Source organism: Chryseobacterium lineare (assembly GCF_977014045.1).
Genome location: NZ_CDRNIQ010000001.1, coordinates 2,523,687 through 2,543,553, shown reverse-complemented (window position 1 = coordinate 2,543,553; position 19,867 = coordinate 2,523,687). Strand labels below are relative to the sequence as shown.

The 19,867-nt window shown below is 38.3% G+C and carries 18 protein-coding genes; 16 read left to right on the top strand and 2 right to left on the bottom strand.

Going from position 1 to position 19,867, the window contains the following annotated elements; translation table 11 throughout:
• Nucleotides 1-25 precede the first annotated feature (25 nt).
• The 3 genes from ACWNCI_RS11180 to ACWNCI_RS11170 all read left to right on the top strand — a co-directional run bounded on the left by ACWNCI_RS11180 (nucleotide 26) and on the right by ACWNCI_RS11170 (nucleotide 2,809).
• Nucleotides 26-949 (top strand): hypothetical protein, encoded by a 924-nt coding sequence (locus ACWNCI_RS11180; RefSeq protein ID WP_449388368.1) that lies wholly within the window; start codon nucleotides 26-28, stop codon nucleotides 947-949.
• A gap of 39 nt (nucleotides 950-988) precedes the next feature.
• Nucleotides 989-1,600, top strand: a complete 612-nt coding sequence (locus ACWNCI_RS11175; RefSeq protein ID WP_449388367.1) for a TerD family protein — start codon at nucleotides 989-991, stop codon at nucleotides 1,598-1,600.
• A 168-nt stretch (nucleotides 1,601-1,768) separates the two neighbouring features.
• Nucleotides 1,769-2,809 (top strand): TerC/Alx family metal homeostasis membrane protein, encoded by a 1,041-nt coding sequence (locus ACWNCI_RS11170; RefSeq protein WP_449388366.1) that lies wholly within the window; start codon nucleotides 1,769-1,771, stop codon nucleotides 2,807-2,809.
• A gap of 537 nt (nucleotides 2,810-3,346) precedes the next feature.
• Here ACWNCI_RS11170 and ACWNCI_RS11165 read toward each other — a convergent pair.
• Nucleotides 3,347-4,348, bottom strand: coding sequence for a catalase (locus ACWNCI_RS11165; protein ID WP_449388365.1), 1,002 nt, complete (start codon nucleotides 4,346-4,348; stop codon nucleotides 3,347-3,349).
• Between the two features lie 183 nt (nucleotides 4,349-4,531).
• Here ACWNCI_RS11165 and ACWNCI_RS11160 point away from each other — a divergent pair, with 183 nt between their 5' ends.
• The 6 genes from ACWNCI_RS11160 to ACWNCI_RS11135 all read left to right on the top strand — a co-directional run bounded on the left by ACWNCI_RS11160 (nucleotide 4,532) and on the right by ACWNCI_RS11135 (nucleotide 9,381).
• Nucleotides 4,532-4,966, top strand: coding sequence for an FKBP-type peptidyl-prolyl cis-trans isomerase (locus tag ACWNCI_RS11160; RefSeq protein ID WP_449388364.1), 435 nt, complete (start codon nucleotides 4,532-4,534; stop codon nucleotides 4,964-4,966).
• Between the two features lie 115 nt (nucleotides 4,967-5,081).
• Nucleotides 5,082-6,032 (top strand): hypothetical protein, encoded by a 951-nt coding sequence (locus ACWNCI_RS11155; RefSeq protein WP_346984235.1) that lies wholly within the window; start codon nucleotides 5,082-5,084, stop codon nucleotides 6,030-6,032.
• Nucleotides 6,033-6,069: 37 nt separating this feature from the next.
• On the top strand, nucleotides 6,070-6,645 hold the full coding sequence (locus tag ACWNCI_RS11150; RefSeq protein WP_449388363.1) for a helix-turn-helix domain-containing protein: 576 nt from the start codon (nucleotides 6,070-6,072) through the stop codon (nucleotides 6,643-6,645).
• A gap of 87 nt (nucleotides 6,646-6,732) precedes the next feature.
• Complete coding sequence (locus ACWNCI_RS11145) at nucleotides 6,733-8,199, top strand: serine hydrolase (protein ID WP_449388362.1); 1,467 nt, start codon at nucleotides 6,733-6,735, stop codon at nucleotides 8,197-8,199.
• Between the two features lie 61 nt (nucleotides 8,200-8,260).
• Complete coding sequence (locus tag ACWNCI_RS11140; protein ID WP_449388361.1) at nucleotides 8,261-8,671, top strand: Rrf2 family transcriptional regulator; 411 nt, start codon at nucleotides 8,261-8,263, stop codon at nucleotides 8,669-8,671.
• A 59-nt stretch (nucleotides 8,672-8,730) separates the two neighbouring features.
• Nucleotides 8,731-9,381, top strand: coding sequence for an NAD(P)-dependent oxidoreductase (locus ACWNCI_RS11135; protein WP_449388360.1), 651 nt, complete (start codon nucleotides 8,731-8,733; stop codon nucleotides 9,379-9,381).
• A gap of 72 nt (nucleotides 9,382-9,453) precedes the next feature.
• Here the strand turns inward: ACWNCI_RS11135 and ACWNCI_RS11130 are convergent, their stop codons facing one another.
• The gene (locus tag ACWNCI_RS11130; RefSeq protein ID WP_449388359.1) at nucleotides 9,454-10,449 is read right to left on the bottom strand and encodes a M23 family metallopeptidase; all 996 of its coding nucleotides are present in this window, start codon (nucleotides 10,447-10,449) and stop codon (nucleotides 9,454-9,456) included.
• A 227-nt stretch (nucleotides 10,450-10,676) separates the two neighbouring features.
• On the opposite strand from ACWNCI_RS11130, the gene ACWNCI_RS11125 reads away from it, so the two are divergent.
• The 7 genes from ACWNCI_RS11125 to ACWNCI_RS11095 all read left to right on the top strand — a co-directional run bounded on the left by ACWNCI_RS11125 (nucleotide 10,677) and on the right by ACWNCI_RS11095 (nucleotide 19,860).
• A complete protein-coding gene (locus tag ACWNCI_RS11125) occupies nucleotides 10,677-11,714 on the top strand; it encodes an NAD(P)H-dependent glycerol-3-phosphate dehydrogenase (protein WP_449388358.1) in 1,038 nt (345 codons plus the stop codon).
• A gap of 219 nt (nucleotides 11,715-11,933) precedes the next feature.
• Nucleotides 11,934-13,439, top strand: a complete 1,506-nt coding sequence (gene mqo / locus ACWNCI_RS11120) for a malate dehydrogenase (quinone) (RefSeq protein ID WP_449388357.1) — start codon at nucleotides 11,934-11,936, stop codon at nucleotides 13,437-13,439.
• A gap of 72 nt (nucleotides 13,440-13,511) precedes the next feature.
• A complete protein-coding gene (locus tag ACWNCI_RS11115; protein WP_449388356.1) occupies nucleotides 13,512-13,916 on the top strand; it encodes a hypothetical protein in 405 nt (134 codons plus the stop codon).
• 221 nt (nucleotides 13,917-14,137) lie between these two features.
• On the top strand, nucleotides 14,138-14,752 hold the full coding sequence (locus tag ACWNCI_RS11110) for a DUF1684 domain-containing protein (RefSeq protein ID WP_449388355.1): 615 nt from the start codon (nucleotides 14,138-14,140) through the stop codon (nucleotides 14,750-14,752).
• 3 nt (nucleotides 14,753-14,755) lie between these two features.
• The gene (locus ACWNCI_RS11105; protein ID WP_449388354.1) at nucleotides 14,756-15,229 is read left to right on the top strand and encodes a GNAT family N-acetyltransferase; all 474 of its coding nucleotides are present in this window, start codon (nucleotides 14,756-14,758) and stop codon (nucleotides 15,227-15,229) included.
• Between the two features lie 560 nt (nucleotides 15,230-15,789).
• Nucleotides 15,790-16,599 carry a glucose 1-dehydrogenase gene (locus ACWNCI_RS11100; protein ID WP_449388353.1) on the top strand — a complete coding sequence of 270 codons (810 nt, stop codon included), beginning with the start codon at nucleotides 15,790-15,792 and terminating at the stop codon, nucleotides 16,597-16,599.
• Nucleotides 16,600-17,202: 603 nt separating this feature from the next.
• On the top strand, nucleotides 17,203-19,860 hold the full coding sequence (locus ACWNCI_RS11095) for an MGH1-like glycoside hydrolase domain-containing protein (protein WP_449388352.1): 2,658 nt from the start codon (nucleotides 17,203-17,205) through the stop codon (nucleotides 19,858-19,860).
• The last annotated feature ends 7 nt before the right edge of the window (nucleotides 19,861-19,867 follow it).

Below are 19,867 nucleotides of genomic sequence, written 5' to 3'. Positions count from 1 at the left end.
GGTGAATGATGATGCTGTAAACATAATGTCACAAAGCAAAAGAAGAATAACGAAACTTAAGCTTCTTGCAAATTTTTTTGAAAATGTTGATATTATTTCGATCTACATTAAGACCGATATTATTCATAATCTTTTTCAGGAAAATAAAGGATTTGATTACAGTAAACTTGAACTTTTTCACCTTCAGTACACCGACAGTCTTATTGAACTTTTAACCAAAATTAAAAAACAAAAAGAGAATGAGATGCTGGCGGTTATTAACGAAATTGAGGTCAATAACAAATATATTTCGGGTTTTGAAGAAAAGCAGTTAGATGGTTTCGAGACAGATCGTAAAATGTACAGCGGTATTTTTTCTAAACATCTGAAGAATCTGTATCAGGATCTCACGGAAAATAAGTTCAGGATCAACTGGGACGATGTTCTGTATTTTAATAAGAAATATGCAGCAGAATTCTACAGGTCAGAGGTGGATGAAGAATTACTGAAACCCGGAGCTTTTCCGGCTTATCCGTATCAGGCTTATCAGATTGAAAGAAAATTGCTGGGAAGGCTCAACATTCAGAACTTTAAAGTTCGTTTTATCTGCGGCTATGCCGTTTCGGGAAATGAATATGAGCTTTTTAAAATTTTTCAGACGGATGATTATTTTATCTTTGATGTGGAAGGCAAAAAAATGTATTTAACCGATCCTAAAAAAATCGAAAAACTAAATACCTCGCCTAACGAATCAAATAAAGGCATTATCATCAATCAGCTGAAAAATAAAAACGAAGCACTTGAAAATGAGATGAACGAGAGAAAAAGGATATTGCCGGATCAGGTCGCTGGCGTACTGAAAGATTATATTAAAAACCTCGAAAATACAGATATCATGAGCAGAATATTTGACATCAATGAAGAAACAAATATCCTCCGTGCCATGCTGAATTTAAATTTGAATAATTAAAGTAAATCACAAAATATAAACAAAACTAAACATAAAAAGATGGCTATTAACTTACAAAAAGGTCAACGAATCAACCTTACGAAGGAAAACGGAACAACACTTACCCAAGCGTGTGTCGGAATAAACTGGGGGGCAATTGAGAAAAAAGGATTTTTCGGTGGCATTACCAGAGAAGCAGTCGATCTTGACGGAAGCTGCATTTTATACGACTCCAACAAAAATGCGACTGAAGTCATTTATTTCGGAAACTTAAAATCAAAAAACGGTGCCATAAGGCACAGCGGTGATGATCTTACAGGAGACGTTAACGGAAATGACGGACTCGATAACGAGGTGATCACTGTAGACTTCAGCAATCTGGATTCTAATGTAGAACATGTGGCCCTTGTACTGAACAGCTATAAAGGTCAGGACTTCGGAACCATTCCTTTTGCTTCGATCAGAATTTATGAAGGAACTCCAACGAATGTGAGAGAAGTTTTCGCTAAATATGACATTGCCAACGATGCGTCTTTCAAAGGTCATGTAGCCATGGTGATGGGCGTTTTCTATAAAAGAAACGGTGAGTGGAAGTTCAATGCAATCGGAGATCCTACAAAAGACAGAAAATTGCAGGAAACAATCGAAACCGTAAAACAACAATATTTGTAGTATTTAAATATTCAATAGGGGCGGGCTTTAGCCCGCTTGATAAAAAACAGATTCCGATCTGGCTTTAGCCAAAACGTATTGAATTTAAATCTGAAAATATAAAACATTAATGGCAATATCTGTTTTCATACAGCTATTGCTTTTATCATATCATAAGCACATATAAAAGTGGGACAAAATACTAGCATTTTAGATCTTCATCCGGGCCTGGTTTGGGGATTTGCCGTAACGGTAGTTATCATGTTGCTCCTGGATTTAGGAGTTTTCAACAAAAAAAGTCATGAAGTTTCTTCCAAAGAAGCCACCATCTGGACAATCGTTTGGATCTCGCTGTCTATGGTTTTTTCCGGGGTCGTATATTGGGTGTATAATTCAGACCTGGGACCCGGAAGCCATGATCTGGCAGTAGAAAAATTCACGCAGTACCAAGCGGCATACTGGATCGAGAAGGCACTCTCGGTGGATAATTTATTTGTATTTATCCTCGTCTTCGGGTTCTTTAAGGTTCCGAAATATCTTCATCACAAAGTATTGTTCTGGGGAATTATCGGTGCCCTTATCTTCAGGGCAATCTTCATTTTTGCAGGAGTAGGATTGATCAACCTTACCTATCTTCCTGAAATGAATATTTTCGGGGAACCTGTAAAAATCAATATTGTGATGACTCTTTTCGGGGTATTTCTCGTGTATGCAGGAATCAAATCGTGGGGCGACGGAGATGACGATGATGAAGAAGATTACAGCAATACAGCCGGCGCAAGATTAATCAAAAGATTCTGGAAAGTTTCTGATAATTATGTAGGTGATAAATTCTTCACCGTTCAGAACGGGATAAAAATGGCTACTCCGTTATTGGTCGTAGTAGCAGTTATCGAATTTACCGATGTACTCTTTGCGGTAGATTCCATTCCCGCCATCTTTGCAATCTCTAATGATCCGTTTATCCTCTATACTTCAAATATTTTTGCGATTTTAGGATTAAGATCTTTATATTTCCTGTTGGCAAATTTCATCCATATGTTCAGCAAATTACCCTACGGACTGGCAGTTATTCTGTCGTTCATCGGGGTGAAAATGCTGATTGCGCCATGGATTCACATTCCGTCTCCGGTTTCCTTGGGAATTGTGGGAGGCGTTTTGGTGATCTCCGTCATCTTATCCATCATCTTCCCTGATAAAAAGGAAGATGAGAAAGAGCTGGAAGAATAAAATTTATAAAGTAAAAAGGCATTTGCACTCAGCATCCAGCCTTTTACACTCAAGAACCACCCAAAAAGGCTGATTTTCCACCCTTCTAGGCTCATCGATGAACCTTTTAGGATGAAAAACCAGCCTTTTTGGGTGGAATTTCACCCTTTTTGCCTGAAAAACGAACCTTTTAGGCTGGTTGTTGAACCTAAAAGGCTCGTTTTTGAATCCTGAACTTAGTTCCTGTTCTTTCTAAGTACTGTTGTTATAGATTTTCCTTACAAATCTCTCGCTAAGATCTTCACAGAGCGGTTTTTATGCCGGGAATTCCTTTTTTATAATCTTTTTTTACTTGGATCTCATCTGTTTTTATTTGGAGCTCTTTCCTGCTTTCCGCACTCGCTATTTTTTTGATTTCGGGCGGCGCGGCGAAGCCGCGCCGCCCGAAATCAAAAAAATGAGCTCAAACAAATGCTGCAATCAGGGCTAAAATTGTAGTCTTACCAAAACATATTCAGCAATGTTTACAATTCCGCATCCTATTAAAACTCAATTTTTTCACCTGTTATATTTCAAAAGTTTATTCATTTTAAGCCTTGTCAGCCTCGAAACTTTATAAGCCTCATCTCTCAGTTTCTGAAGCTTACCGACAGGCTGGAAAAATATTTTACTTTCAAAAGGATTGAAGGAAAGCAGTTCATTTTCGCAGGCTTCCGGATCCAGGAGATTATTTCTTTTAATTCTTATTTCTCCGATTTTTATGTAGGGTGAATGTTTCCATTCTACATTGAGTTTATTGATGGGTTGATCTTCCAGGTTATAGCAAAGCTGAATCATAACATCTGCTGCAAAATCATCTGTCTTGAAATAAGCTTCCAGCGCGTCCTTTGTTTTTAATCTTTTCCCGAAATTCTTATCGACAGATGTTGGCTTGAGTTTGATTTTCATCATATATTCTCCCAAGCGGTAGGCTCCTACAGAATGATAATCAAAAGAAAGGAAAAAATCATTGCGCTTCGTCCATAATTTAAATACATTTTTTATAAAAGAAACAGTAAATGTCGAAGGAATCACTTTAATAATCTGCATCATCAAAGAAAAAGAACTCCATTTTTTTACAAAAAACCGATTGACGGATGTAAACAATTTTAAAAAAATACTTACAGAATTGATGGGAAATAAAGGAAAGTTGACCAAAGGATAATTGGCGAGCAGATCTCCATTTTCATCCTTGATCTTTACGGCAAATCCGTAGGCAGGAATGTCCTTTTTACCTTTATTTACTTTTAAATGAGCATTAGAAAAACGAATTATGAGATCATATTTTCCCTTTTCAAAAAAAGGTTGAAGTTTTTCAGGAATATTTTGATCAATGAAGAATTCGCCCTTGGTAATGGCGTAAGTTTTGGCGTGAGCATTTCGGGTTGCATACTCTACATCACTCACGGAAGGTGACTGCTCAACAAAATCAGCAATGCTCTTTTTATTGATCTCGAGGAGCTCTCTTTCCTCGTCTGTCAGCTTATCAAATTTCTTATTATATTTTAGTGGACTTGGCATTTAGTTTTTAAATCCAATTATAACGCCAAGTTTCGGAAATGCTGTTAACAGAGTATTAAACATATCTGAACTTTCTGAAAAGAGATCTGGAACCTACTATAAGAGATATTTATCCAAAAAAACTTCCTGCATCAGACTTCCGTCTTCCAGCCTTAAAATCCTATCTTTGTAAAAAATATCAATATGGGAGTAGCAGATATGTTATTTAAACGCAAAAAAGAGCAGGCAGAGAAAAACCTGAAAGACGGTCAGGAATATATGACAGAATACGGAAAAAGAGAAAGTGTTGTTGAGCTGCCAAGCGGTTTACAGTATGAGATCATCAAAGAAGGCGAAGGCGAAAAACCGGGTCCGAGATCTACTGTAAAATGTCACTATCACGGAACAACGATTTCCGGAAAAGTTTTCGACAGCTCCGTAAAAAGAGGAACTCCAGCTTCTTTTCCGCTGAATAAAGTGATTAAAGGATGGACAGAAGCTCTTCAGCTTATGCCTGTGGGAAGTAAATGGAGATTGATCATCCCACCGCATTTAGCATATGGAGATCAGCAGATCAGCAAAGAGATCGGGCCAAACAGTACCCTTATTTTCGAAGTGGAATTGCTGGATATTAAATAGCCACTGATTAAAATTAGCTTAAAATTTACCTGTCTCGCAGGTAAATTTTTTTTATTTGTGTATTTTAGTGACAGTCTTACCTAAAACTACGAACCAAACATTCGCACCGCACAAAATGAAAAAGCTTCTTTATCTTTTTGCTTCTGTAAGCATCCTTATGTCTTGTGTTTCAAAGAAAAACCAGGCTATCAGACAGAATATTCTGACCCTGAAAGACAGTTATTGCAAGGCTCCTTTTAAGTATAATTATTCCAATAAGTTACCATCATACAATTCAGATTCTATCCTGGCAGCCAATGAAGAACTGAAAAACAATTTTTCCGACCAGAGCATTTTGATCCTTAATGCACTCGACAACCTGGACGAGATACATGATATCATGGAACTTAAGAAAGATAATTCACTTGAGTCTCAGGTAAAGATATTGCAGCTTAAAAGCAAGATCAACAGTAAAATAACCATTGCACTTACAGAGCTGGATGCAGTTGCCGCAGAATTCGACTGTGAAGGCGAGAGAGTGGCTCAGATCGGAGCGTATGTAGATAATCTCAATGATTCCCGGAACAACAAACTGGTTCTCTATTCTATCATAGCAGGTGCGGCAGCTTCTATCGCCGGCGGAATTGTAAAGGATAACGGATGGAGCAATGCCATAGATATCGGAGGAGGTGCTTTGGGAGCAGGTTTTGGTCTGGCAACTTTAAATCCGAAAGGAAAAAAAGTGGAATTTATTCATCAAAGAAATCTTTTAAGAGACGTTTGGAATCAAAAGCTTGAATCCTCGAACTTCCCGCCTTTTGTATGGTATATGTATACAGAGAAGAAATTTTCTAATAGAGATGAGACCCCTATTATTGAAAGTATTAAAAAAAGGTGGCTTCATTTTCAGTTTGATAATAACAAGATAAAGGCAGATCAGTCTGTGATTTTCAGTGACGGCGGTTATTATAGGTCAGACGATCTTCATAACCGTGCTGCTATGCTCAATCAGATGCAATCGGCAACACGGACGATCAATCAAAATATCAATTATCTGTTGCTGGATTTGGATAAATTGATTTTATAATGTTTAAAGTGTACATTTGTTTCGTTTACCATTTTACATGTCGGAATTAAAAAAAATAAGAGAAATAAAGAATCTGACCCAGGAAGAGCTAGCGCAAAAATCGGGTCTTTCCGTGAGAACGATTCAGCGGATCGAAGCCGGAATGCAACCGAAAGGATATACCCTGAAAACACTTGCGAAAAGTCTGGGTGTCCCTGAGAAAGATTTATGTATTCCTGAGATTATTGTGGAGCAGGAAATTAAAGTTGAAGAAGTTCCTGAAGTGAAGACCGAAGATAAATCTTTAAACTTCGCTTTAATTAAAATCATCAATCTTTCTTCACTTCCGCTGGCATGGTTTCCTGTTGCCAATTTCATTCCGCCCTTATTAATCATGATCTTTATGAAAGAGAAATCTCGGATCACGAAACAGATTATTTCTCTTCAGATATTTTTAGCAATTGTTTCTCCTGTAATCTTTATGATCGTTGTGCTTTTAAAACTCGGATCTCCGTCTGTGATGGTGACCATGGTTTTGTTAGTTCTCGTGAATATTTACATTATCTTGAGAAATGCTTACGAAATCGATAAGAAGAATAGTCTTTACTATAAGCTGAATTTCAACTTTTTATAAATGTGTCACATCATTGTCGGGTTTTTGTCGGCCTGTTTTTTTCGATTAAAAATTTATAATTTCGAATCTTTGTCGAAAAATTAAACAATGGCAAAAAGATTCTTTCCGTACTTTCCGGTACTCTTATTTTTCTTTGGAAATATACATGCTCAGATCGATAAAAAATCCGAACTGTTTTTAGAATTAAAAAGGCAGGACAGCATTTTTTTTGAAAGAGGTTTCAACAATTGTGATATGGCATATTTGGAAAAGTCGATGGACGACAATCTGAAATTTTATCATGATAAAGGAGGTTTCCAGAATAAAAAATTATTTTTAGAAAGAACGAAAGAAAATATATGTTCCAATCCTCTTAAAAAGCCGATTCGCAAAGTTGTTCCAGAAAGTCTTGAAGTTTTTCCGCTGTACGACAATGGGAATCTGTATGGCGCCATACAAACCGGGGAACATCAGTTTTATATCCGTGAGCCGAATAAACAAGACGTATTAGGAGGAAGGGCAAAGTTTACGACTGTCTGGACAAAGAAAGATGGAAACTGGGTGATAAGCGATGTTCTGAGCTATGATCATGGAGAACCCAATCATGCGAAAATTGCAGACCCTGTCAAACAGTTGCTGAAAGATAACAACATTCCGACTTTAGGATTAGGAATCATTGAAAATGGAAAATTAACTCAAATAAAAGTTTATGGAACTTTAGAAGGGAAAACGGCTGCGCCATACAACAGTCTTTTTAACGTTGCATCACTGACCAAACCGGTAACTGCACTAACAGTTTTACGTTTGATAAGCTTAGGAAAATGGAATCTTGATGAATCACTTGATAAATATTGGATTGATCCTGATATTGCAAAAGACCCGAGGCATAAGAAATTAACGACCAGAATAATTTTGAGTCATCAGACAGGTTTTCCAAATTGGAGATGGCAAAAAGCAGATCAGAAGTTAAGCTTTGAGTTTGATCCCGGATCAAAATACCAATATTCAGGTGAAGGTTATGAATACCTGCGTAAAGCTGTTGAGAATAAATTTCATAAAAGCTTGGAAATGTTAGTGAAAGAATTGGTTTTTGAACCCTTAGGCATGCATGATACAAGTTACATCTGGAATGAAAAGAAAGATGCAGAAAGAATCGTTATCGGCTATGATAGAAATGGAAACCCTTATGATATTGTGAAGAACTCCCAGCCTAGTGCGGCAGATGATCTTACGACTTCTGTAGAAGATTATGGGAAGTTTTTAATTGCAGTGATGAATAACGACTTGCTTTCAAAAACAGTATTTAAAGAAATGGAAACCAGACAGGTCGATACCAAAAAAAATAAATATTTCGGATTAGAGTTTGAAATATATGACCTTGGAAATGGAGAAATTGCCCTTTCACACGGTGGTTCTGATAAAGGGGTAAATACACTGGCTGTAATGTTACCGAAAACAAAACAGGGTTTGGTGATTTTTACCAATATTGATGATGGTTATAAAATCTATGAGCCATTAATTAATTATTATTTAGGTGAAGCAGGGCGAAAAATCGTAAAAATAGAAACAGAATAATTTAATTGTAATAAATCTTGTTACATTAGAAAAGTTTTTCTATTTTTGTACAGTAATTACAATGAATAATACAAGATTTGCCACGGCAATACATATCATGACTTTATTGGCGGAAAGTCCGCAGGAATGGCTCACCTCAGAATGGATGGCGGGAAGTATTAATATTAATCCTGTGATGGTTCGCAAAGAATTGAGTGTACTGAAAGAAGCCGGACTGATTATCAGCCGTCAGGGGAAAGTAGGGGGTAGTCAGTTAGCGAAAAATGCAAATGATATTAAAATTTCCGAAATTTATTCGGCAGTGAAAAATACTGAAGTGCTGGGAAAGAAAAACAATAATCCCAATCCTGCTTGCACAGTCGGAAAAGAAATTAATGAACATTTAGAGACATTATTTTCCGAGACGGACCAACTGGTGATCCGTTTTTTAGGCAATAAAACATTGCGGGAGTTTACAGGTAATTTTAAATAAAAAAATTTGATCATTAATGTAATAATAGTTGTTACAATTTAATTTAAAAATAAAATAGTATGAAAAAAGTGGCAGTAATTGGCGCTACAGGATTTGTAGGTACTCATGTGGTAAATGAATTATCAAACAGAGGATACGAAGTTGAAGCTATCGCAAGAGATGCTTCAAAGGTTCAGCAGAACGAAAAGGTAAAAGCAAAAAGTGTTGATGTAAACAATGTAGATGAGCTTGCAGAAGCCCTGAAAGGTAATGATGCTGTCATCAATACCTTCAATGCAGGATGGACAAATCCTAATTTATATGATGATTTTCTGAATGGTTCTGTCAATATCGAAAAAGCCGTTGAAAAATCAGGGGTAAAAAGATTTATTACAGTAGGTGGAGCAGGAAGTCTTTATATTGACGGGAAACAATTGGTAGACGGGTCGGATTTTCCTGCAGATATCAAACCGGGAGCCACCGCGGCAAGAGATTATTTGAATAAAATCAAAGAAAACAATACACTCGACTGGACTTTCTTCAGCCCCGCCATCGAAATGCATCAGGGAACTGCGGGAGTGAGAACCGGAAAATACAGAACAGCTTTGGAAAACCCTGTATTTGATGAAAACGGAAGAAGTGTACTTTCAGTTGAAGATGTTGCGGTAGTTCTTGCAGACGAACTTGAACAGAATAATCATATCAGAGAACGTTTTACTGCTGCTTATTAATGTTAAAGATTAAAAAATTCCAGCGGCACCAAAGGTGCCGCTGGAATTCCTATCAATATAATTAATCACAAATTAAAGATTCATGAATAGCTTCGGATTGACCGGGCTGTTATTTTTATGCACTTCATAATGAAGGTGAGGCCCTGTAGAACGTCCTGAGTTTCCCGATTTTGCAATCACCTGTCCTACTTTTACTTTATCATTTACTTTAGCGACAAGCTGCGATAAATGTCCGTAAAGTGTTGCCAGTCCGTTTCCGTGAGAAACAATGACGCAGTTTCCGTAACCGCCTTTCTGACCGGAGAAAATCACCGTTCCTGCAGCAGTAGCCACAACATCAGATCCAAATGGAACGGCAATATCCAATCCTTTATGAAACTGCATTTGATCAGCTTCTGCTGGTGCGTTGTTTTTTTCTGTCGGTTTTGTATTCGTTGCAACAGTTGAAGCGCTTTGTGAAGCAGGTGTAGGATTAACTTTTGGGGTAACCATTACTTTCACCTGTCTTTTTTCGCCATAGCTGTCAGTTACTTCAATGATCTTCTCTACAGGTTCAGCTTTTACTTCCGGAGCAGCTGCTACTGCTGAAGGTTTGGCTGCTGTAGTTTTTACAGACGCGAAAACGGTTTTAAAGGGAATAGGATTTTTTCTTACGCCAAAATTAGATGAAATATATCCCTCCGTTGGCATCCCTAAAGGAACCTGGAGAAGCTTTTTCTGAATGTCCATCAGATATTGGCTGTATCGGTTGGCTTGCTTGGCAAGGTAAACTGAATTTGAAATACTGTCCTTGCTAAGAACAGCCAGTTTCGTGTTCGGAACATCTTTGGATTTTAGGAAAGAATTGAGCTGAGCTACGGTCTGATCTACTAATGTAAGATCTGTCTTCATTTTCAAGTAATCCACACTATCTTTTTCAGTGTTTATTTTTACAAGGTTTACTTCATAGTTCTTGTCGTCTTTTTGAGCATACAACTTTGCAATGAAGATACCCTGCGCAAAAATTATCAGTAAAAGAACTCCTAAAAGCACATTTACGTTTTTTTTGCTGCTTAGAAATTTTTTCATTTTTCTTCTCTTAGTATAATTACAAAACGGTTTTAAGCCTGCAAATTTAATTAAAAATACATTTTAAGACTTATTTTTAGCAAAAAAATAAATATTCCTATAATAAACGCAGAATTAAATATTTAATTGTACCGATGTATTAATTTTAAAATAAAATGGCTTTTATCATGTGCTGAAAAGGTATCATCAATCTTTGTTTTAATATATTTGCAGTTCACATTTCTATTATGGCTAAAAAGAAAACGAATACAGAAACAAATCCTAAAAAAAGCAAAAATGATGTTGCCGTAGGGGTGGTAGGAAGCGGAAGTTTTGCGACAGCTATTGTAAAAATGCTGGTTGAGAACTGTAGAGTGGTACAATGGTGCGTAAGAAACGAATATGTAAAAGGTGCTATTGAACAAAGAGGGCATAACCCAACTTATCTTACAGCTGTCAATTTTAACCTTAAAAACCTAAAGCTTACCACCGATATCAACGAACTTGTTACGGCCTGTGATATCATCGTTTTGGCAACGCCTTCGATCTATCTTTCCGATACACTGGATAAAATGACTTGTGATTACAAAGATAAGATTTTTGTCTCTGCCATTAAAGGGATTATTCCGAAGGTGAATGATGTCGTTGCACATTATCTGAGGGATGAATTTAAAATTGGTTTCCGCAATCAGGCTGTTATAGCAGGTCCGTGTCACGCTGAAGAGGTTGCTATGGAAAGACTTTCTTACCTTACGGTGGCAACGGTGGAAGATGAAGTTTCGGCAAAGCTGTTGGATATTTTTAATTCTGATTTCATTAAAGTTCATTCCAGTAAAGATATTTTAGGAAATGAGTACAGTGCCATTCTTAAAAATATTTTTGCGATAGGTGCGGGTATTGCAAGCGGTTTAGGCTATGGAGACAACTTCACGGCGGTTTTTGTATCTAATGCCATCCGTGAAATGGAAACCTTCCTGGAAGCCATCTATGAAGCGCCAAGAGATGTTAACGAAAGCGCTTATCTGGGAGATTTACTCGTAACAGCTTATTCATTATTCTCAAGAAACAGAAATCTAGGAAACCTTATCGGAAAAGGATATACTGTAAAATCAGCAATCCAGTCGATGAATATGATTGCAGAAGGATATTACGCGGCAGATTCTATTTATAAAACTTCCAAAGACAAAGGGTTAAAGCTTCCGATCGTTGATACCATTTACGGAATACTTTACGAAGAAAAAAATGCTGAAAAACAGTTCAAGAAGCTGACAACAAAATTAAATTAATCCTTACTTACATAAAGCTCAGCATGATACCGTTACAGAGAATGTCAAATTACTGTAATAATATCATGCTTGTTTTTTAGCATCAGGAAACGCAATTTTGCCTCATCATTAATCTTAACCTCAACCTTAGCCTCAACCTCAAAAATGATGTTAAATATCCATAAACAGCCCTTTATTTTAAGAACTTTTCCCGAACTTTGATATAATAAAATTTAAATTATGTCACAATCGCTTACAAGCAGAACGCCGAAACCCAAATACGACGTTGTTCTCATAGGTGGCGGAATTATGAGTGCCACGTTAGCTACATTATTACATGAATTTGATCCCGATTTGGAGATCGCCATCTTCGAAAGGCTGGGAAGGTTTGCCAAAGAAAGCACCGCAGCCTGGAATAATGCAGGAACAGGTCACTCAGCCTTTTGTGAGCTTAATTATACTCCTGAAAAGCCGGACGGTACCATCGATATTTCAAAAGCAGAAAGTATAGCAGAACAGTTCGAAATTTCAAAACAGTTTTGGTCATATCTAATCACGAAAGGTTATGTTCAGAATCCAAAAGATTTCATCAATTCGTGTCCGCACATGAGCCTGGTATTTGGTGAAAAAGATGCCGAATATCTTAAAAAACGCCATCAGAAAATGTCGGAATCAGTTTTGTTTAAAGGGATGAAATTCTCCACAGATCATGAAAAGCTGAAAGAATGGATACCTCTTATCATGAGTAAAAGAAATGGTTCTGAGGTGATGGCAGCAACCAAAATGGATCTGGGAACGGATGTTAATTTCGGAACCCTTACCAGAAAAATGGGAAGGCATTTACTGGAAGATTCCAATGTAGAAGTTTTCCTTTATCATGAAGTGAAAGATATTAATCCTAAAGAAGACGGTACCTGGGAAATGAAGGTGAAGGACAGGATACACAACCATAAGCAGGAAGTAGAAGCCGATTTTGTATTCATAGGAGCCGGAGGATATGCGCTGCCGTTGCTGGACAGTTCGGATATTAAAGAAAGTGAAGGCTACGGAGGATTTCCCGTTTCGGGAGAATGGCTGGTGAGCTACAATCAGGAGCTGGTGGAAAAACATCACGCAAAAGTATATACCCAGGCAACCGTTGATGCTCCGCCAATGTCTGTGCCTCATTTGGATCTGAGGATTATTGATGGACAAAAAGCTTTATTATTCGGGCCTTTTGCGGGGTTTTCAACGAAATTTCTTAAAGAGGGAAGCTATCTGGACCTGCCGGAAAGTGTCAATACAAAAAATATAAGATCTCTTTTCGGAGCATGGTGGCATAATATTCCTTTAACCAAATATCTTATTCAGCAGGTGGCGATGACCAAAGCTCAGAGAATTCAGCATTTGAGAGAATTTATCAAAGATGCCAAAGAAGAAGACTGGGAACTTAAAGTAGCCGGACAAAGAGTTCAGATCATTAAAAAAGATGAAAAAAATGGCGGAAAGCTGGAATTTGGAACGGAGGTCGTTGTCAACAAAAAAGGAACCATTGCCTCCTTATTGGGTGCTTCGCCGGGAGCATCAACAGCAGTGTATGCGATGTTGACTGTTCTCGAAAAATGCTTTCCTGAAAAACTGCACGGAGAATGGAAGGATAAGCTGGCTGAGATGATTCCGTCTTACGGACATAAGCTGGCAGGAAACCCGGAACTTACCGAAAAGATGAGAAATTATACCAAAGAAAAATTAGAGCTTGAATACTAAAAAGTGAATGATCAATGGGCAATTGTGAATTTAAAATTGACCATTCACTAATTCACTATTCACCACAAGAATATGTCAGAAACCATTACAAAACCTGTTATCGTCAAAAAATTATTGGAATCCCTTCAGGCAAAAGTGCAGGAAGAACAGCAGGTTATTGTGCATTGTTGTTTTCCGGCTTCACCGTTTCTGGGAAACCTCATCAGGATATGGCATTCCACGTATCTTTTCGATAACCAGTCGGATCATAAAAGCAGGCTGATTCATGCGGAAAACATTACCATTTATCCTAACTGGACACCGGTGCCTTTTATGCGTGACTTCTGGTTTACTTTGGTGTTTTCGGGATTACCGAAGGACTGCAAAAGCTTTGATCTGAAAGAAGTAATTCCCGAAGAAGGCGGATTTTTTGTAGAATCCATCAAAAGAAACTCTTCTGATATTTACCGGGTAAAGATTTCGGAATCTTATATATAGAGGTTAAGATTAAGGTTAAGATTGAGAAGATCCTATAACTTCAGCCTGACGATATTGTAGAAGATCTCTGCGCTCTCTTATAAGTGTAACGGCTTTGTGAAACTTGAAGCAGTAAGCAGATAGAAAACCTTGTGGACTTTGTGTTCAAAGAAAGGTTGATGTTTATTGCTTTGTGATCTTTTTGTTGCAGGCAATTTTTTAATGGTCAAACAATATTTATAATGAAAAACTATTTACTCATACTCTTTCTTTTGCCGATGCTGGCCTTCTCACAAAAGATTTCCAGAGAAGAATCTGAGATAAAAAAATTCCGGCAGGAACTGAATGCAGAATATCTCAACCCCAAGGAAACACCTTTGCGCGGAGATAATTTCAAAAATTTCCAAGAGCATCCCTTCTTTCCGATTGACTTAAAATACAGGATAACTGCGAAATTTACCAGAACAGAAAATGCGGAGCCTTTTGATCTTCCAACCTCTTCCGGGAAAACAAAATCTTACAGAGAATATGGAAAGGCAACCTTTGAACTTGACGGACAATCTTACACTCTAACCCTCTATCAGAGTTTAGATTTAATCAAACAAAAAAAGTACAGAGATTATCTGTTTCTGCCTTTCCGTGATATGACGAACGGAAAAGAAACCTATGGCGGCGGAAAGTATATGGATTTAAAGATTCCAAAAGGAAACACGATTATTTTGGATTTCAATAAATCTTACCAGCCCTATTGTGCGTATAATGCTTACGATTACAATTGCCCGGTGGTTCCCGAAGAAAACAGGCTGCCGGTTGAGATCCGCGCCGGAGTTATGTATGAAGACATCTATCATCATTAAAATATGGTAAAATTAAAGTTTTTTGAACAGAAAGATTTACCCGGAGTAAGTTATACTTTGGACGAACAGCAGTCTCAATACACCGCAACCGCAAAGCAGGCTCTGCAAAGAATAGAAGGGCGAAGTGATACTCTTGCCTTTCCGATCACTATTTTTGAAGATGAAGATCCTGTAGGTTTTTTTGTGCTGGATTTTGGAAATGATAAACTGGAGTATACAGACAATCACAATTCGATGTTACTTCGATCGTTTTCTGTAAATCCCAAACTTCAGGGAAAAGGAATAGGGAAAGCAGCGATGATTCAGGTTGATGAATTCATTCGGGAAAACTTCAAAGATTGTGATGAGATCGTTCTGGCGGTTAACCAGAATAATATTTCCGCCTATCAGCTCTACCTCAAAGTCGGCTATCAATATGACGGAAAAGAACGGATCGGCAGAAGCGGACCGCAATATCTGATGTTCAAAAAATTATAATAAAGAACATTTATTCATGCAAAATCGCCATCATCCGGGTGAAGTAAGGTTTTATTCTAGTGAAGTAGACCATCATCCATGTAACGTAAGCTTTTATCCATGCAAAATCGCTATCATCCATGTGAAGTAAGGTTTTATCCGGGTAAAGTAAGCCATTATCCAGGTGAAGTAAGGTTTTATCCATGCAAAATCGCCATCATCCTAGTGAAGTAAGGTTTTATCCGAGTAAAGTAAGCCATTATCCCTGCAAAAACGCCATTATCCAGGTAAAGTAAGCCCTCATTCATGTAAAGTAACGTAAGCTCGATGTAAAATGAGGACAGTATCAATAGAAATGGGCTTTAGCCCATTTACTCTATGATCTCTAATGATCCGGCTTTAGCCGAAAATATTTAACCATAAGTAAAACGGCTTTGATCGGATGCATTAAGCCAAAAGTTATTCGCCAGCAGCCATCTGCCAAAAGCCACTCTCTGCAACTTTAAGAATTTTTTAAGTGAAAATTTTCATGTTTGGCGTGATCCTTTCAGCTGTATCTGAGTAACATCAAATAATAAAACATGGAAATTTCTCTCAATAATCAGGTGGCCATTGTCACCGGAGCTTCAAGTGGAATAGGTTCCGGAATCGCAAAATCATTGGCCGCAGCCGGTGCTACCGTAGTCGTTAATCATTCATCCGAACATTCAACTGATGAAGCAAAATCCGTTTTAAAACAAATTACGGACGCAGGTGGACAAGGTATTACTTACCAGTGCGATGTATCGAAAGAAGATCAGGTGATCAATATGTTTAAGGATACCATTTCACAATTCGGAACCGTTGATATTCTGATTAATAATGCCGGTGTTCAGAAAGATGCGAAAATTACGGAAATGACGTTAGAACAGTGGAATACCGTTATCGACATCAATCTCACGGGTCAGTTCCTCTGCGCACGGGAAGCCATCAAAGAATTTCTTCGACGTGGCGTTGATCCCTCAAGATCCGTGGCCTGCGGAAAAATCATTCATATCAGCTCGGTTCATGAAGTTATTCCATGGGCGGGGCATGCCAATTACGCAGCAAGTAAAGGAGCGATCAGGATGCTGATGCAGACCCTCGCTCAGGAATACGGACCCGACAAAATTCGGGTAAATTCCATTTGTCCGGGAGCCATCAAAACCCCGATCAATAAAGATGCCTGGGACACGCCTCAGGCTTTACATTCCCTGATGACCCTTATCCCTTACAACAGAATCGGCAAACCGGAAGATATCGGAAACCTCGCCGTTTTCCTGGCCAGTGATTTTTCCGACTATATCTCGGGAGCAAGCATATTCGTAGATGGTGGAATGACGACCTTCGAAAGTTTTGCTTCAGGAGGATAATTTGGGCGCACATTTCCGGCTTTCACTACTCGCTTTTTTATTTTCGGCGGCGAAGCCGCCGCCGAAAATAAAAAGAGCTCAGACAGGCCGTTCAATCCGGGGCGCATCTCAGCCGAAACAGGAATGGCAGGCATTTGAAAGTCATAGTCAATTGTGAAAAGTGAATTGTAAATGGTGAATCCGTGTTACGGTCAATCTAAAAGATGTAAAAAAATAATCGTTTTATTTGTCACTCTGACGGAGGAAAAGTCTATGTCGAATTTTGAGATTCTTCATCCCACTTCGTTACATTCAGAATGACAGACGTAATGAAGGCGTTACAATTAACCCTTTACTTTTTAAAACTATGCAGTTTCTAGAAAGAGGCTTGTGATTAAAAAATAATTGTTTTATTTGTCATTCTGACGAATGAAGAATCTATTGTATGTTGAGATTCTTCATTCCACTTCGTTACATTCAGAATGACAGGTAACATGAAGACGTTGCATTAATCTTAAATTTTTAAAAACTACACAATTTCTCAAAAGAGCTTTGTAATTTAGACTAATCAACCATCAACCATCAACCATCAACTATCAACTATCAATCATCATTATTAACAGCATGAAAGAAAAAGAAAGACTCTCCGATCTCACCTGGAAAAAATGGGGACCTTACGTCAGCAACCGTGAGTGGGGACTCGTACGCGAAGATTATAGTGACGATGGTGATGCATGGAATTATACCACTCATGACGGGGCAGAATCAAAAACATACCGCTGGGGAGAAGAAGGTATCTGCGGAATATGCGATGATCTTCAGAAGCTGGTGTTCTCGGTAGGATTCTGGAACAAAAAAGATAAAATGGTAAAAGAGCGCTTCTTTGGTCTTACCAACGGACAGGGAAATCATGGCGAAGATGTGAAAGAATATTACTACTACCTGGATTCTACTCCTACGCATTCTTACATGAAAATGCTCTACAAATATCCTCAGAATGCATTTCCGTATGAAGACCTCATCCAGACAAATGCAATAAGAAGCAAGGAGGAGCCTGAATACGAATTAATTGACACCGGAGTTTTCGACACAAACGAATACTTCGATATATTTATTGAATATACAAAGGCTGATAAGAACGATATTTTAGTACGGCTGACCATCATCAATAAATCAGAGAGTGAAGCGCCGTTGATCATCCTCCCTACATTATGGTTCAGAAATACATGGCGTTGGGGGTACGATTCTTACACTCCTCAGATGAGTTCTGAAGATCCTGCGTGCATCACCATTCATCACAAAGATTTAGACATTAAAAATCTGTACGCAAAGCATTCTCAAAAAGTTCTGTTTTGCGACAACGAAACGAATAATGAGAAGCTCTATCAGTGTGCCAATGAAACCCGTTACAGCAAAGACGGAATCAATGATTTTATAATCAACGGAAATTCACAATCTGTCAATCCGAATCACTTCGGAACCAAAGCGGCATTTGTGATTGATGAAAATTTCAATCCGAAAGAGACAAAAACCTTTGAATTCAGGCTTTCTGATAAAGATTTGACGCAGCCTTTTAATGATTTTGATAAGATATTCAATGATAGAAAACAGGAAGCTGACGAATTTTATGAAGAAATTCAGAAAGGAATAGACTCGGAAGATGAAAAAATGGTTCAGCGGCAGGCTTTTGCCGGAATGTTGTGGAGTAAGATGTTTTATCATTACAACGTAGAAAAATGGCTGAAAGGGGATCCCTCTGAAGCTCCGCCACCAAAATCACGTGAGAAAATCCGTAATTTCCAGTGGAAGCACCTCAACAATGAACATATTATCTCCATGCCTGATAAATGGGAATATCCCTGGTATGCAACATGGGATCTGGCTTTCCACACGATCAGCTTTTCACTGATTGATTCTGATTTTGCAAAGAATCAGCTGAAATTATTTCTTTTTGAATGGTATATGCATCCCAACGGACAGCTGCCTGCTTACGAGTGGAACTTAAATGATGTCAATCCACCGGTGCATGCCTGGGCAGTTTTCAGGGTTTTTAAAATTGACGAATATCTGAAGGACAAGCCGGATGTACAGTTTCTGGAAAGCGCATTTCAGAAATTACTCATGAACTTCACCTGGTGGGTCAATAAAAAAGACAACAACGGCAACAATATCTTTGAAGGCGGATTTTTAGGACTTGATAATATCGGAGTATTCGACCGCAATACGGAGCTTCCGAATGGTGAGCATCTTGAGCAGTCGGATGGGACAAGCTGGATGGCTATGTTTGCCCTTAATATGATGAGAATCGCTCTGGAGTTGGCCCTTTACAATACGATTTACGAAGAAATGGCCATGAAGTTCTTCGAACATTTCCTGGCAATTGCCAAATCGCTGGACAATATGGGCGACGAATGCTTCAGTCTCTGGGATGAGCAGGATGAGTTTTTTTATGATGCCCTTTCCCTTGGTGATGGCAATCATATGTATTTAAAAATGCGAACGATTGTCGGCCTTATTCCGATGTTTGCCGTCGAGGTAATTGATGATGAAATGATCGAGAGGCTGCCGAATTTTAAGAAAAGAATGCAATGGGTGTTAGATAATAAACCGGAACTCGCCGCTTTGGTTTCTCATTGGGAGGTAAAAGGTGAAGAATCCAAACACCTTCTTTCACTTTTGCGGGGTCATCGTCTGAAAAGGCTGCTTCACAGAATGCTCAACCCTGATGAATTTCTCAGCGAATTCGGAGTGCGAGCGCTTTCCAAAGAATACGAAAAAAATCCGTTCAATATCAATCTGAATAATACAGATTATACAGTAAAATATACTCCTGCCGAAAGTGACAGTCGTCTGTTCGGAGGAAACAGCAATTGGCGCGGACCCATCTGGTTTCCTGTTAATTTCTTAATTATTGAAAGTCTGCAGCGTTTTTTCTTTTACTACAGTCCCGATTTTTTGGTGGAATACCCTACGGGAAGCGGAGATTATTTAAACTTAGATCAGATTGCCGATGCCCTGAGTAAAAGGCTGGCAAAGATATTTTTAAAGGATGAAAACGGGAATCGACCTTTTAACGGACAATATCCGAGATTTCAGACTGATCCCGATTTTAAAGATTATATTTTGTTCTACGAATATTTCCACGGTGACAGCGGTCGTGGAGTAGGAGCATCACATCAGACGGGATGGACGGGACTGATTGCAAAAATCTTAATGCCAAGATTTTCAAAAAAAGAAATTGCAGAGTCTGAAACAGAAATGCCGGGAGAAAAGAAATCATAAGATCAAT

Bases quoted from the DNA above. Each gene is read 5' to 3' on its own strand.
- ACWNCI_RS11180 (WP_449388368.1), top strand. From the start codon at position 26: ATGTCACAAAGCAAAAGAAGAATAACGAAACTTAAGCTTCTTGCAAAT.
- ACWNCI_RS11175 (WP_449388367.1), top strand. From the start codon at position 989: ATGGCTATTAACTTACAAAAAGGTCAACGAATCAACCTTACGAAGGAA.
- ACWNCI_RS11165 (WP_449388365.1), bottom strand. From the start codon at position 4,348: ATGCCAAGTCCACTAAAATATAATAAGAAATTTGATAAGCTGACAGAC.
- ACWNCI_RS11160 (WP_449388364.1), top strand. From the start codon at position 4,532: ATGGGAGTAGCAGATATGTTATTTAAACGCAAAAAAGAGCAGGCAGAG.
- ACWNCI_RS11155 (WP_346984235.1), top strand. From the start codon at position 5,082: ATGAAAAAGCTTCTTTATCTTTTTGCTTCTGTAAGCATCCTTATGTCT.
- ACWNCI_RS11150 (WP_449388363.1), top strand. From the start codon at position 6,070: ATGTCGGAATTAAAAAAAATAAGAGAAATAAAGAATCTGACCCAGGAA.
- ACWNCI_RS11145 (WP_449388362.1), top strand. From the start codon at position 6,733: ATGGCAAAAAGATTCTTTCCGTACTTTCCGGTACTCTTATTTTTCTTT.
- ACWNCI_RS11140 (WP_449388361.1), top strand. From the start codon at position 8,261: ATGAATAATACAAGATTTGCCACGGCAATACATATCATGACTTTATTG.
- ACWNCI_RS11135 (WP_449388360.1), top strand. From the start codon at position 8,731: ATGAAAAAAGTGGCAGTAATTGGCGCTACAGGATTTGTAGGTACTCAT.
- ACWNCI_RS11130 (WP_449388359.1), bottom strand. From the start codon at position 10,449: ATGAAAAAATTTCTAAGCAGCAAAAAAAACGTAAATGTGCTTTTAGGA.
- ACWNCI_RS11125 (WP_449388358.1), top strand. From the start codon at position 10,677: ATGGCTAAAAAGAAAACGAATACAGAAACAAATCCTAAAAAAAGCAAA.
- mqo (WP_449388357.1), top strand. From the start codon at position 11,934: ATGTCACAATCGCTTACAAGCAGAACGCCGAAACCCAAATACGACGTT.
- ACWNCI_RS11115 (WP_449388356.1), top strand. From the start codon at position 13,512: ATGTCAGAAACCATTACAAAACCTGTTATCGTCAAAAAATTATTGGAA.
- ACWNCI_RS11110 (WP_449388355.1), top strand. From the start codon at position 14,138: ATGAAAAACTATTTACTCATACTCTTTCTTTTGCCGATGCTGGCCTTC.
- ACWNCI_RS11105 (WP_449388354.1), top strand. From the start codon at position 14,756: ATGGTAAAATTAAAGTTTTTTGAACAGAAAGATTTACCCGGAGTAAGT.
- ACWNCI_RS11100 (WP_449388353.1), top strand. From the start codon at position 15,790: ATGGAAATTTCTCTCAATAATCAGGTGGCCATTGTCACCGGAGCTTCA.
- ACWNCI_RS11095 (WP_449388352.1), top strand. From the start codon at position 17,203: ATGAAAGAAAAAGAAAGACTCTCCGATCTCACCTGGAAAAAATGGGGA.